Genomic DNA, 13,838 nt, shown 5'->3' with positions numbered 1-13,838 from the left:
AGTGCCGAGGTTCCGTTGGCCGGTGACTACGCCCTCGAGCCGCCGGCGATCAACCTGAGCGGAAGAGGGTCCGTCAATCGTGTTGGTCGTGGCCGGTGTCAGGTGACGCGTCGAGGGCGATGAGGCGGGCACCTACGTCGTCGGCATCCGGGGAGCCGAGGCGGGTGTGCAGGGCCAGAGCGTGTTCATAGTGGTGCCGGGCGCGGACGAGGTCGCCGAGCATGTGGTGGGCGCGGCCGGCACCGGTGTGGGCGCGGGCCTGCTGATCGGGGATGACGCTGGTGCTCAGGGCGGTGGTGTGGTGGGTCAGCGCCTCGGCAGGGCGGCCGGCGGCGAGGGCGGCTTCGCCCAGGCCGTTGAGCGCTCGGATTTCGCCGCCGCGCTCACCTGACTCCCGGAAGAGGGTGAGGGCCCGCCTGTGGAGCGCGATGGCCTGGTCAGGCCGGCCGAGGTGGGTCTGGACACTGCCGAGGCCGAACAGCGCCCAGGCTTCCCCGCGCGGGTAGCCGGCCTGCCGGTACAGGACCAGCGCCTGCTCCTGGCGGTCGGCGGCTTCCTGGTAGCGGCCCAACCCCATCTCGGCGAGGCCGAGGTTGTGCAGCGCCATGGCTTCGCCGATGGTGTCAGAGGTCTGTCGGTGCAGGGCCAGTGCCTGCTCGAGGTGGTCGGCAGCGGCCCGATGGCGGCCCAGGTGGTCCTCTGCAACACCGAGGTTGTGCAACGCTATGGCTTCCCCGCGCGGGTAGCCGGCCTGCCGGTACAGGACCAGCGCCTGCTCCTGGCGGTCGGCGGCGGCCTGGTAGAAGCCTCGATGGTCCTCGACGACGCCGAGGTTCGTCAGCACGCGGGCCTGGCCGACCAGGTCGCCGGCCTGCTGGAACAGCACTGACGCCTGGACGAGATGCTCCGTGGCCAGCTCCAGCCGGCCGAGGCGGATGTTTATGCCGCCGAGGCCGAGCTGTGTGTGGGCCTGCCCGGCCAGATCACCGGTCTGCCGGGCGGCGTCGCGGGCGTGTGTGTGGATGGTGAGCGCGTCGATGTAGTGACCGCTCTCGAGGTAGCGGTACAGGGTCATCGACAACTGCACGGCGTGGGCGGGCCAGCCGTGGGTGGCAGTGTGCACGGCAGCGGCCACCAGGCAGGGCCGTTCGGTGTCCAGCCACCGCCGGGCGGTGCCGGGGCCGGCCAGGTCCGGGGTCGGGGTGGTGGCCGGCGCGGCGGTGCCGGGCCGGCTGTGGGCATCGACGAGGCGCAACTGTTGCGTGGCGGCCGCGGCGGTGACCAGGTAGTAGTCGAACAGTCGGGTCGACGCCGAGCGGCGGTCGGCGGCGGCGTCGTGCGCGGTGGTGAGGGTGGTGGCGTAGGCGCGGAGCAGGTCGTGCATGCCGTACCTGGCCGGGCCGGTGGGGTGCACGAGGTGGGCCCGGGCGAGCCGGTCGAGGGCGAGACGGGCCTGCGACAGGCTGGTGTCGGTGAGCGCAGCGGTGGCGTAGGCATCGATGTCGGGGCCGGGGTGCAGCCCCAGCAGCCGGAAGGTGCGGGCGGCGTCGGCCGGTAGGTGGCGCATCGACCAGGAGAACACTGCCGTGACGGCGGCGCGGGAGTCGCCGTCGGCGTCGAGCAGGTCCAGGCGGTGCTGCTGGTCGGCCAGTTCCATGACCAGTTCGGCCAGGGGGGTGGTGGGGCGGGCGACGGCGAGTTCGGCGGCGATCCGTAGCGCCAACGGGAGATGGGCGCATTGGGTGGCGAGGGTGGCGGCGGCGTCGGGGTCGGCGTCGACGCGGTGGCCGATGAGCCGGCGCAGCAGCGTGATCGCGTCGGCCGAGGGGAGCAGGTCGAGGTCGAGGCGGTGGGCGCCGTTGACGGCGACGAGTCCGGCGAGGCTGTCGCGGCTGGTCACCAGGACCATGCAGGAACCGGTTCCGGGTAGCAGGGGCCGGACCTGGTCGACGGTGGCGGCGTTGTCGAGCGCGATGAGCATGCGTCGGCCGGTGAGCTCGGTGCGGTAGCGGGCGGCGCGTTCGTCGAGGTCGGCGGGGATGTCGGTGCCGGGCACCCCGAGGGCGGTGAGGAACTGGGCCAGCACCTCTGCGGGGGTGGCGGGCTGGTCGGGGTCATAGCCGCGCAGGTTGACGTACAGCTGCCCGTCGGGGAACCGGTCGAGGGTCTGGTGTGCCCAGTGCACCGCGAGGGCGGTCTTGCCCACGCCTGCCGTGCCGGCGATCGCGGAGATCACCACCGCGGCCGGCCGGTCATGGTCGTCGAGCAGCTCGGTGAGCTGTCGCAGCTGGCCGGTACGGCCGACGAAGCCGGCCACGTCGGCGGGCAGTTGCGCCGGAACGGGTCGTCCATGCGCCGGGGGAGTGCCGGCGGCGCTCGTCGGAGCCTTGTCTGCGGGCAGCTGGTCGGTGCCGTCGAGCGCGGACCGGCAGAACCGGTCCCGTTCGTCGCCGGCCAGCTCGAAGGCGTCGGCCAGCAGTCGCACCGTTGCAGGCCGGGCGCGACCGGTCTGGCCGGCTTCGAGGTTACGGATGGTGCGCACGCTCACACCCGTTGTGGCTGCCAGGTCTTCCTGCGTCATACCCAGCCGCCGGCGGTGGGCCCGTACCTGCGCGCTGAACATCCGATCCTTTCCGTACAGGCCCCGGCACCGGCTGGGCCAGGACCGGCGCATCGGCCCCGACCGGTGCGTGCCCATGATGCCAACGGGCGAAGTTGCCGGTCAACTGCCGCCCATTGACCTGGCGGTCACCACCGCGTCCGGCGATCGTAAGGGACGTCCGGCGAAGGTGCCGGTGCCAGGTATCGGCACTTCGCCAAGGAAGACGCGCGCCAGGGTGATGGGCCGGCAAACGGGGGCGGCCCATCACCCTGGGGGAGGCGACGCCGGTTCGACCGGCGCATCCGGTCACGCCACCACCGTCGCCGGGCGGTTCTGTGCGGCGGGGGCGAGGTCGTCCAGGTGCACGCCACTGCGATTCACGCGGGCCGAACGACGCCCAGCCGCCCAGAACCGCCGGCGGTCAGCCGGCGCGGGTGATCCGCAGCGTCAGGATGTCGGTGCGCACCGTGATGTGGCCGTGGAAGAGGGCCAGCTCTTCGGCCGTGTAGCCGATCTGGGTGGCGCTCACCAGCGGGTGCCCGAGCGGCACTCCGAGGCGGTCGACGGCCTCCTCGTCGGCCAGGACCGCGGCGAAGTCGATCTCGGCGCGGCGGACCGGCATGCCGGTGGCGCCGGCCAGGAACTCGAACATGTCGTGGTCGATGCTGAGCAGGCCCGACGGGTCGAGGTCCCGGCCGCCGACGGCGAGCGGGAGGTGGTCGCGGATCCAGGCCGCAGCCACCCCGTCGACGGCGAAGAGGCGGTCGACGCGCCACACCGGGTCACCGGGCGCCAGGCCGAGGACCTTGGCGCAGTCGTCCGGGCAGGCGGTGCGGCTCACCGACGCGTCCTGGAGGGCCGGGCTGTGGCCCGAGGCGGTGATGCGGTCGCGCAGCGCGGTGACGTCGCTGATCGAGACCGGGACCCGCTCGGCCGGCTCCCGGACGAACGTGCCGACACCCCAGGTGCGGGTCAGGAGGCCCTCGGCGGCGAGCTGGCCGAGCACCTCGCGCACGGTGGCGCGGCTGACCGTCAACCGGTCCGCGAGCTCCCGTTCGTTGGGTAGCCTGTCACCGCTCAGGAACTCGCTGCCGATCAGCTCGCGCAGCTGCATCTGCGCGGCCTGGAGCGCGGTTTCGCGCCGAGCCATTCAGTCCCACCTCTCCGCCGTCCAGAGTGTAATAGCGCCAGCCGCTACCAGACCTGTTCGAGCACGCGCAGGGTGTTGCCCCCGATGACCTTGGCGATCTCGTCGTCCGAATAGTCGTGTTTGACCAGCCAGCCGACGATGTTGCCGAACGCCTCGCCCGGGTTCTCCAGGCCGGCGACGTACTCCACCCGGGGGTGCGACGGCTTCTTCCCGCTGTCGTGGGCGTAGTTGCCCGCGTACGTGTTGTGCACCCCGACGTGGTCACCGAACATCGTGTCCGGGCCGAACGTGACATGGTCGATGCCGACCAGGTCGACGCAGTACGTGAAGTGGTCCATCACCGACTCGATCGAGTGCTCCAGGTGCTGCTCCGACAGCGTGGTGTGCGGCGCCGCCTCGATGCCGATGACGCCGCCCCGCTCGGCGCACGCGCGGATCACCTCGTCCGGCTTCATCCGCGCGGTGTCCCACACCGACCGTGCGCCGGCGTGGGTGATGAACACCGGCACCCGGCTGGCCTCGATCACGTCCAGGCAGGTCTGGTCGCCGCTGTGCGAGATGTCGATGGCGATGCCGAGCTTGTTCATCCGGTCGACGGCGCGCCGGCCGAAGTGGGTCAGCCCGCCGTCGCGCGGCTCGGAGAGCCCACCGCCGAGCATGTTCGCCTGGCTGTACGCGACACCGAGCTGCCGGACGCCGAAGCCGTACAGGATGTCGATGCGGTCCAGCTCGTTCTCGATCGGGGTGCAGCACTCCAGCCCGGCGACCAGGGCGAGCCGGCCGTCGCGCTTGGCGGCCCGGATGTCGTCGACCGACGTGGCCAGCCGTACGTGGTCCTGCTTGTACAGGTCGCTCATCCGCATCCCGAGCGCGTAGATCAGGTCGTTCCACTTCCAGCCGTTCTCGCTGGTCACGCAGGAAGCGCCGGCCATGAAGTTGTCGAAGACCGCGGTCAGGCCGGAGCGCGCGAGCCCCTCGTACCCGGTCCGCTGGCGCGCGGTGCGGTTGTAGGCGCGCAGCTGCCGCACGTCGGACGGGAGGACCACGGGGTGCTCGTGCAGCGAGATCGCGACGTGCTCGGCGAGGAGCCGGGTCACCCGCTGCCGCTGCGCGTCGGAGAGCCCGAGGTCGTGTTCGGGCACCCGGCCGACCTCCGAAGCCAGGTCGAATTCCCGGTAGTCGAGGTGCGGCTCAAGGTACGAGTAGGACTTGTGGCCCTGGTACCGGGTCGCGGGTTCTTGCAGCACAGCACATTCTCCTTATGCGGCGGACAGCGGATAGTGGCAGGCGACCGATCGCCCGTCGCCGGTCAGCAGCGGCTCGACGTGGGCGCAGGTTTCCGAGGCCTGCCAGCAGCGGGTCCGGAACCGGCAGCCGGACGGCGGGTCGACGGGGCTCGGCGGGTCGCCGGCGAGCAGGATCCGCTGCCGTTCGGCCCGGCCCACGGGCTCCGGCACGGGGACCGCCGACAACAGCGCCTTGGTGTAGGGGTGCTGCGGCGCGTCGTACAACGGCGCCTCGGGTCCGGTCTCGACCAGCTTGCCGAGGTACATCACCGCCACCCGGTCCGAGATGTGCCGGACCACCGACAGGTCGTGGGCGATGAAGACGTACGCCACGCCGAGCTCGCGCTGCAGCCGCTCCAGCAGGTTGACCACCTGGGCCTGGACCGAAACGTCGAGCGCGGAGACCGGCTCGTCGCAGATGATGACGTCAGGCCGCAGGGCGAGCGCCCGGGCGATGCCGATCCGCTGCCGCTGACCGCCGGAGAACTGGTGCGGATAGCGGTCCAGGTGCAGCGACGGGTCGAGACCGACCAGCTCGAGCAACTCCTTGACCCGGTCCAGCCGACGCCGGCGGTCCACCACGTCCGGGTGGATCTCGAACGGCTGGAGCAGGATGTCGCGCACGGTGCGCCGCGGGTTCAGCGAGGTGTACGGGTCCTGGAGCACGATCTGGATCCGCCGGCGCAGCTCCCGCAGCCGGCGGCCCCGCGCGGTGTGCACGACGGCGTCGCCGAAGCGCACCTCGCCGGACGTCGGGCGTTCCAGCCCGACCAGCATCCGGGCGAGCGTGCTCTTGCCGCAGCCGGACTCGCCGACGACCCCGAGGGTCTCGCCGCGCCGGAGGTCGAAGGACACCCCGTCGACGGCCCTGACCACCCCGCCGGACGTGAAGGGCAGCCGGCCCTTCACCGGGAAGTGCCGGACCAGGTTGTCGACCCGGAGCACCGGGTCATCGGTGGCTGACATGCAGCAGCTCCTCCCGGTGGTGGCAGGCGCTGGCCCGGCCGTGCGGCAACGGCGACAGCGGCGGCAGCGTGGAACGGCAGGTGTCGTCGGCACGCGGGCAGCGCGGGTGGAACGGGCAACCGGCCGGCAGCCGCGCCGGGTTCGGCGGGGCACCGGGGATCGCGTACAGCTCCTCGTCGCGCCGGTCGACCCGGGGCATCGAGGCGAGCAGCCCTTCGGTGTACGGGTGGGCCGGGCCGCCGAAGACCTGCTCCACGGTGGCCCGCTCGACGAGCCGGCCGGCGTACATCACCGCCACGTCGTCGGCGACCTCGGCGACCACGCCCAGGTCGTGCGTGATGAGCAGCAGGGCCATCCCGCTGTCCCGCTGGATCTCGGCGATCAGCCCCATCACCTGGGCCTGCACCGTGACGTCGAGCGCGGTCGTCGGCTCATCGGCGATCAGCACCGCCGGTTCGAGCGCGATGGCCAGCGCGATCATGATGCGCTGCCGCATCCCGCCGGAGAACTGGTGCGGGTAGTCGCGCACCCGGTCCCTGGCGGCCGGGATGCGCACCCGGTCGACCAGCTCGACCGCGCGCCGCCGGGCGTCCGACCGCGACAGTCCACGCCGGACCCGCAGCAGCTCGCTGAGCTGCTCACCGACCGTGTAGACCGGGTTCAGCGCGGCCATGGCGTCCTGGAAGACCATGCCGATCTCCTCGCCGCTGACCTTGTCGCGCTGCTTCGCCGGCAGCGTCAGCAGCTCCCGGCCGCGCAGCCGCACCGATCCGCTGACCTGCGCCGGGGGCGCGTCGAGAATGCCCATGACCGCTTGCGCGGTGACGCTCTTGCCCGAGCCGGACTCGCCGAGGATGGCCAGCGTCCGCCCGGGCTCCAGGGCGAGGGACACGCCGTTGACCGCCCGTACCGGCGCGCTGCCCGGCGCAGGGAAGCTGACCCGCAGGTCCTCGACCTCCAGCAGCGCCATCACACGACTCCGGCCTCGGCCAGGAAGTCCCGGACGGTCCGCTGGAACAGCTCCGGCTCCTCGAGCTGGGGGGAGTGGCCGGACTGCTCGAACACGACCAGCCGGGCGTCGGGGATCAGCTCCGCGATCGTCTCCGACGCGGCCACCGGCGTGCGCCAGTCGTGCCGGCCCACGGTGACCAGGGTCGGGCAGGTGACCGACGGGAGCTTCGGCTTCAGGTCGTACCGCGGCATGTTCTGCCCGAACGCCGCGTTGTGCGTCCGGTAGTGGAACCGGGTCGCGGCCAGCTTGGCGGCGTCCTTCGCCGGGTCGTGCTGGTGGTCGTAGAGCGGCAGGATCGCCTTCCAGTACTCGCGCAGCTGCTCGTTGCTCTCGAACCGGCCGGTGCCGATGCGGTCGATCGCCCACTGTGGAATGACGGTCCGGTCGGTGGACTTCGCCCGCTCGACGGCGAGGTGGTCGTGCGCGGTGTCGGCCGCGGTGTCCCGCAGTACGAGCGCCGAGACCCGGTCGGGGTGGGCGACGGCGTACTCCAGCGCGATGAACCCGCCGTACGATCCGCCGGCCATGACGATCCGCTCGTGGCCGAAGTACGCGCGGATCGCGTCCACGTCGGCGACCCACTGCGCGTGGGTGAACGGCTCGTGGTCGCTGGACTCGCCGGAGCCGCGGGCGTCGAAGACGATGACCCGGAACGTGTCGGCGAACGGGCCGAACGACCGCTTCGGCTCGGACCGGGAGCCCAGGCCCGGCGCGCCGTGGTGCACGATCATCGCCGGCCCGTCCTGCGGGCCGAACGCCTCGACCACCAGCTCGGCGCCGTTGACGGTCAGCCGCTCATGGAAACTCATCGGACCTCCTCGATGACGGTGGACGCCAGGTCGCGGGGGTGGCTGGTGAGCCGGCGCGGTCCGGCCGCCTCGACCAGCACCGTGTCGGAGATGCGGTAGCCGGCGTGCCCCGGCACGTACACGCCGGGTTCGCTGGACAGCAGCATCCCGGGGGCCAGGACGGTGGTGTCGCCGTCCTCGACCCACGGCGGCTCGTGGTTCTGCAACCCGATGCCGTGGCCCTGCCGGTGCCGGATGTAGTCGCCGAGACCGTGGCCCCGCAGCACGTCCAGGCAGATCTTGTTGACCTCGGCGCAGGTCCGCCCGGCCACCATCGCCTGGGTGCCGACCTCCTGCGCCTCCCGGTCGGCCTCGTAGTAGCGCTGCTGCTCCGGGGTCGGCTCGCCGATCACGAACGTCCGCTCGCTCTCCACGAACCGGCTCGCCACCGCCGCGCCGAGCGAGAGGATCAGGGTGTCGCCGGGCCGGACCCGCCGCCGCGTCGGCAGGCCGTGCGGCAGCGCCGAGTTCGGCCCGGCGTAGACCAGCCCACCGGCGAGCTTGGTGGTGTAGACGACCATGTCGTAGTCGGCGTACATCCGGTCCGTGCCGTAGCCGATGACGTGCCGGGCGATCTCGTCCTCGCGGGGCAGTTCGTCGCCCCGGCGCAGCGCGTCGGCGATCAGCTCCCGGCCCGCGGCCAGCATTTCGTCGCAGATTTGCGCCGCCGCCTCGTGAAACGGGATCTCCTCGGGCCGCTTGCGCAGCCGCAGCCTGGCCACCGCGTCGGTGGTCTCCAAGGTGGTGGTCTCGCCGAGGGCCGTCGACAGCGCGCGGAACGCCCCGACCGACACGCCGGCGCCCACCCCGATCCGGCGCGCCCCGCGGCCGGCCAGCGCCGCGGCGAGCGTCTGCTCGGCGGTGACCACGCCGGGGTACTCGAAGTAGCTGACCGTCTCGACCGTGACCCGCTGCTGGGCGGCGTACTCGTCGTCCAGACGGGGGATCACCAGCAGCGGGTCGCCGGAGCGCGGCATCCACAGGTACACCGGCCGCTCGGTGGCGATGTAGAAGAACCCGCAGAGGTACGCCACGTCGGCGGGGGAGGTGGCGAGGAAGCCGTCGAGGCCGCGTTCGCCGAGCGCCTCGGTCAGCTCGGCGCGGACGGACGAGTAGAAACTGTCGGGCAGGCGCACGGGTCAGCCTCCGTTCCGGCGGGGGTCGCGGATGTCGTTGAAGCGCATGCCGGCCACGGTGGCGGCAAGGACGAGCAGCAGGATCGCCAGCGACGGGAACAGCGTCTGCCACCAGGCGATGGCGACCACGCCGCTGCGCTGGGCGTTGAGCAGGATCCGCCCCCACGACCACGAGTCGGGGTCACCGAGGCCGAGGAAGCTCAGCCCCGCCTCGGAGATGACCGCGCGGGACGCGGTCAGCAGCACGCTCACCACGATCAGCGGGACCACCGCGGGCAGGATCTCGCGGGTGACGATCCGCCAGCCGCTCGCGCCGAGCACCCGCGCGCCGTCGATGTAGGGCATCGCCGAGACGACCAGGCCCTGCGAGCGGATCAGCCGGGCCACCTCGGGCCAGGCGAAGACGCCGATGATCACGGTGAGCGTCCAGACGCTCGGGTTGACGATCGCGGCCAGCATGATCATCAGGGGGAGGGTCGGCAGCGCCAGCATCACGTCGGTGACGACCGTGCCGACGGCGTCGACCGGCCGGAAATGCGCCGAGGCGAGTCCGATCGCGGTGCCGAGCACGATCGCGATGAGTGAGGCGGCCACACCGATCATCAGGCTGGTCCGGGTGCCCCAGACCACCTGGGCGAAGATGTCCTGGCCGAGGTCGTCGGTGCCGAACCAGTGCGCGCCCGAGGGTCCGACGAGCACGTCATTGCCCGTACCGACGGGCTCGTCGGCGATCAGCGGGGCGGCGAGCGCGACCACGACCATCACCGCCAGCACCGTCGCCGCGAGCAGCCCGGAGGGCTGACGCAGGAAGGCGCGCCAGGCCGGCTTGGCGCTGGGGGCCGCTTCCGCCGCCGGCTCCGGCATGAGCGGCGCGCTCACAGCCGGATCCTCGGGTTGAGCACGGCGTAGAGCAGGTCGGTGAGCGTGTTGGCAACCACGACGGTGATCGCGAGCATGATGAACGCTCCTTGCAGGACGGGGTAGTCGCGTTGCCCGACGGCCTCGAAGATGAGCCGGCCGACCCCGGGGTAGGCGAACACGGTCTCGGTGAGCACGGCGCCGCCGACCAGCGTGCCGAGCTGGAGGCCCATCAGGGTCAGCGCGGGCAGGATCGCGTTGCGCAGGGCGTGCTTCCACAGCCGGCGGCGGCCGGAGAGGCCGCGGGCGCGGGCGGCGCGGATGTAGTCCTCGCCGAGGACGTCGACCAGGTTGGTGCGCAGCGTCAGCGCGTACGGGCCGAGTTGCACGAGGACCAGTGAGAGCACCGGCAGCACCAGGTGGTGCGCCAGGCTGAGATAGGCGGCGGCGCCCCGGCTGTCGGGGTCGATCGCCCCGCCGATCGGGAACCAGCCGAGCCGGGCGCCGACGAAGACCAGCAGCAGCATGGCCACGCTGGGCACGAAGAGCGCGTGCCCGCCGATGCCGAAGCCCTGCAGCACCTTGTCCGGCCAGCGGTCGCGATGGGCCGCCGCGAACACGCCGATCGGGATGCCGATGGCGATGGTCAGCACGAACGCCGTGCCGGCCAGCAGCAGTGTCCACGGCAGCCGGTCGAGGAGGATCTCGCTCACCGGCTGGATCTGCCGGAACGATATCCCGAAGTTGCCGTGCAGCAGCTCGCGAAGATACGCGACGTACTGCTCGAACAACGGCTGGTCCAGGCCGTAGGTCTTGAGCAGGGCGGCCCGCATCTCAGGGGTCATGTCGCCCTCGACCATCAGGGTCGTGGGGTCCCCCGGGAGCAACCGGAGCAGGAAAAACGTCGCGGTGATCGCTATCCAGATCGTCAGTACGGCCTTCAGCGCCCGGTTGAGCACGAAGCGTGCCACGGGGGACCCCCTCCTTTCTTACGCTGGCGTCAGCCGGTCAGCCGACCGGCTTGACCTGGGCGAGCGAGTACGCGGTGACCATGCCGAGCAGGTCGGAGGGCGACGCGACGAAGCCCTGGAACTTGCTGGCGTTGTAGGCGAACTGGAAGTTCTCCACGTACAGCGGGGTCAGGTACGCCTGGTCGTGCACGACCTTGTCGATGTTCTTGATCTTCTCGACGAAGGTGGCGTGGTCGGTCGTGCCGGCGGCGTCGTTGATCAGCCGGTCCATCTCGTCCGACTTGAGCAGGTTGTAGTTGATCCCACCCGGGTTGCTGGACAGGTACGTGCTGCGCAGCTGGTCCATCGGGTTGTCGAAGACGCCCCACTGCGACGCGTCGATGTCGTACTTGCCTTCCTTGGTGCGGCTCAGGAAGGTGTTGCGCTCAACGCACTCGTTCTTCAACTTGATGCCGGCCTGCTCGGCGCTCTCCCGGAACAGCTGCACCACCCGGGTCATGTTGGCGTTCGACTGGTCGCAGGCGACGCCGAGCTCCAGCCCGTCGAAGAAGCCGTCGCCGTTGCCGTCCTTGTAGCCCGCCGCGGTGAGCTTGGCCTTCGCCCCCGCCGGGTCGAACGCGTACGGCTGGAGCTGGGTGTTGTCGTACTCGGCGAAGATCGGCGAGATGGGGCCGGCCATCTGCTGCGCGTCGCCCTGCAGCACCGAGGCGATGATGGCCTTGGTGTCGACCGCCATCGACAGCGCCTGCCGGACCTCCTGCTTGGCCAGGTCCTTGTTGTTCATGTTGTACGTCAGGTGGGCGAAGCCGAGCGCGCCGACCTTGGCCAGCTTGATCTTCGAGTCGCCCTGGAAGGTCTTCGCCGCGGACGTCGGCACCGGGGTGCCCATCAGGTCGATGTCGCCGTTGCGCAGCGCCAGCATCATCGTGTTGACGTCCGGGTAGATGCGGTACTCGACCTTGCTGACGGCCGCCTTGCCACCGGGCGCGAGCGGGTACTTGTCGTTACGCTTCATCACGTACCGCTGGCTCTTGGTGGCGCTCTCCAGCACGAACGGCCCGGCGCCGACCCAGTTGGAGTCGTTGGGGAACTTCGACAGGTCGCCGGCGGACTCGAAGACGTGCTTGGGCACGACCGACATCCAGAAGCCGACACCCTCGGCGAACGGCGCGTACGCCTGCGAGAGGTGGAACTTCACCGTCGTCGCGTCCGGCGCCTCGACCGAGGTGACCCAGGTGAGCTTGGCGGCGACGTTGCCGAGCTTGTACTTCATGATCGACTCGGCGCTGAACTTGACGTCATCGGCGACCACCGGCTTGCCGTCGGTCCACACGAAGTCGTCGCGCAGCTTGAACACCGCGGTCTTGCCGCCGTCCTCGTAGCTGTAGTCCTTCGCCAGCTCCGGCGCCTTCTTCGCGTTCTCGTCGATCCGCAGCAGGTGCGGGTACATCGCGTTGAGAATCCAGGAGTCGGTCTTGCTCAGCGACTGCAGCGGGTTGAAGTTGGAGACGTCGGTCGTGGTGCCGATCCGCAGCACCGCGTCGCCGCCGCTGCTGCCCTTCGACGAGTCGTTGTCCTCGTTGAGCCCGCAGCCGGACAGGGTCAGGGCGACCGCCGCGCCGAGCGCGACGGCGGCCTTGCTCAGGTTCCTCACCAAACCTCCTGAAGTACGCGAATGATGTTGCCGCCGATGACCTTGGCGATCTCGTCATCGGAGTAGTCGTGCTGGACCAGCCAGCCGACGATGTTGCTGAAGCACTCGGCCGGGTTCTCGAGCCCGGAGACGTACGGCACGCGCGGGTGGTCGACCGCGCCGTGCGCCCGGCCGATCGCCAGGTGCCCGACAAAGCTGTCGTGCAGGCCGACGTGGTCGCCGAAGTTGGTGTCCGGTCCGAACGCCACGTGGTCGATGCCGACCAGCTCGACGCAGTGGGTGAAGTGGTCCATCACCGACTCGATCGAGTGGTGCGGGTGCTTCGCGGACAGGGTGGTGTGCGGGGCGGCCTCGATGCCGATCACGCCGCCGCGCTCGGCGCAGGCGCGGATCACATCGTCCGGCTTCATCCGGGGGGTGTCCCAGACCGTGCGCGAGCCGGCGTGGGTGATGAAGACCGGCACCCGGCTGGCCTCGATCACGTCGCGGGACGTCTGGTCGCCGGAGTGCGAGATGTCGATGGCGATGCCGAGCTTGTTCATCCGGTCGACGGCGCGGCGGCCGAAGTGGGTGAGGCCGCCGTCGCGGTCCTCGGAGAGCCCACTGCCGAGCATGTTGGCCTGGCTGTAGGCGATGCCCATCTGGCGCACGCCGAAGCCGTACAGGATGTCGATCCGGTCCAGCTCGTTCTCGATCATCGTGGCCGCCTCCAGCCCCGCCACCAGGGCGAGCCGGCCGTCGCGCTTGGCCGCGAAGATCTCGTCGAGGGTGGTCGCCACCACCACGTAGTCCTGCTTGGCGACATCGGCGAAGCGCAGCCCGATGTCATAGATGACGTCGTCCCACTTCCAGGCGTGCTCGCTGGTGACACAGCCGGTGCCGTTCATGAAGTTGTCGAAGACGGCGGTGAGGCCGGACCGCGCGAGCCCTTCGAATCCGAAGGCGTTGCGTCCGGTGCGGTTGTAGTCCCGCAGTTGCGTGACGTCGGCAGGAAGGATCTTGGGGTGCTCGTGCAGCGAGATCGCGGCGTGCTCGCTGAGCAGCCGGGCGACCCGTTCCCGCTGGCTGTCGGAGAGCCCGAGGTCGTGCTCGGGCACCCGGCCCAGCTGCGGGGCCAGTTCGAACACCTTGAAGTCGGTATGGGGGGCCAGGTAGTCGAACGACTTGTATCCCTCGTACCGGGCGGCGGGTTCCTGCACGCGTCCACCTCACGTTGGCATGGATTGAAGGCCTGAGGACAGAGGTCTGACCTCCGGCCACTGGCACTGTACGTGCGGCGGCACGCGCCGGGAAAGCCGTCGTGACCGGACTGTTACGTGTTACAGCAGGATTTCGGCACCACAGCCGCTGCCGTT

The 13,838-nt window shown here is 70.8% G+C and carries 11 protein-coding genes; all 11 read right to left on the bottom strand.

Features of this window, described 5'->3' with window-relative positions:
• Nucleotides 1-73 precede the first annotated feature (73 nt).
• The gene (locus ABZ321_RS52445) at nt 74-2,623 is read right to left on the bottom strand and encodes a tetratricopeptide repeat protein (RefSeq protein ID WP_354903913.1); all 2,550 of its coding nucleotides are present in this window, start codon (nt 2,621-2,623) and stop codon (nt 74-76) included.
• A 400-nt stretch (nt 2,624-3,023) separates the two neighbouring features.
• The gene (locus ABZ321_RS52440) at nt 3,024-3,752 is read right to left on the bottom strand and encodes a GntR family transcriptional regulator (protein WP_344508882.1); all 729 of its coding nucleotides are present in this window, start codon (nt 3,750-3,752) and stop codon (nt 3,024-3,026) included.
• 44 nt (nt 3,753-3,796) lie between these two features.
• Nucleotides 3,797-4,999: a membrane dipeptidase gene (locus ABZ321_RS52435; RefSeq protein WP_354903911.1), complete on the bottom strand. Its 1,203-nt coding sequence runs from the start codon at nt 4,997-4,999 to the stop codon at nt 3,797-3,799.
• A 12-nt stretch (nt 5,000-5,011) separates the two neighbouring features.
• Complete coding sequence (locus tag ABZ321_RS52430; protein WP_354903910.1) at nt 5,012-6,004, bottom strand: dipeptide ABC transporter ATP-binding protein; 993 nt, start codon at nt 6,002-6,004, stop codon at nt 5,012-5,014.
• Nucleotides 5,988-6,974 carry an ABC transporter ATP-binding protein gene (locus ABZ321_RS52425; protein WP_344508876.1) on the bottom strand — a complete coding sequence of 329 codons (987 nt, stop codon included), beginning with the start codon at nt 6,972-6,974 and terminating at the stop codon, nt 5,988-5,990. The genes ABZ321_RS52430 and ABZ321_RS52425 overlap by 17 nt, the downstream gene beginning before the upstream one ends.
• A complete protein-coding gene (locus ABZ321_RS52420; RefSeq protein WP_344508875.1) occupies nt 6,974-7,825 on the bottom strand; it encodes an alpha/beta hydrolase in 852 nt (283 codons plus the stop codon). Before ABZ321_RS52420 ends, ABZ321_RS52425 begins: the two co-directional genes overlap by 1 nt.
• Nucleotides 7,822-9,000: a Xaa-Pro peptidase family protein gene (locus ABZ321_RS52415; RefSeq protein WP_354903909.1), complete on the bottom strand. Its 1,179-nt coding sequence runs from the start codon at nt 8,998-9,000 to the stop codon at nt 7,822-7,824. Before ABZ321_RS52415 ends, ABZ321_RS52420 begins: the two co-directional genes overlap by 4 nt.
• A 3-nt stretch (nt 9,001-9,003) precedes the next feature.
• Complete coding sequence (locus ABZ321_RS52410) at nt 9,004-9,879, bottom strand: ABC transporter permease (RefSeq protein ID WP_344508871.1); 876 nt, start codon at nt 9,877-9,879, stop codon at nt 9,004-9,006.
• Entirely contained in the window at nt 9,876-10,829 is a 954-nt protein-coding gene (locus ABZ321_RS52405) for an ABC transporter permease (RefSeq protein ID WP_344508870.1), read from the bottom strand. The genes ABZ321_RS52410 and ABZ321_RS52405 overlap by 4 nt, the downstream gene beginning before the upstream one ends.
• 37 nt (nt 10,830-10,866) lie before the next feature.
• Nucleotides 10,867-12,483: an ABC transporter substrate-binding protein gene (locus tag ABZ321_RS52400; RefSeq protein WP_354903907.1), complete on the bottom strand. Its 1,617-nt coding sequence runs from the start codon at nt 12,481-12,483 to the stop codon at nt 10,867-10,869.
• The gene (locus ABZ321_RS52395; RefSeq protein ID WP_344508866.1) at nt 12,480-13,682 is read right to left on the bottom strand and encodes a membrane dipeptidase; all 1,203 of its coding nucleotides are present in this window, start codon (nt 13,680-13,682) and stop codon (nt 12,480-12,482) included. The genes ABZ321_RS52400 and ABZ321_RS52395 overlap by 4 nt, the downstream gene beginning before the upstream one ends.
• Nucleotides 13,683-13,838 lie beyond the last annotated feature (156 nt).

Origin of the sequence: Dactylosporangium sp. NPDC006015, from assembly GCF_040614215.1 — a bacterium.
Classification (GTDB): domain Bacteria; phylum Actinomycetota; class Actinomycetes; order Mycobacteriales; family Micromonosporaceae; genus Dactylosporangium; species Dactylosporangium maewongense.
Note: the sequence above shows the minus strand (reverse complement) of the source record. Positions and strands in the feature narration are given on the sequence as shown.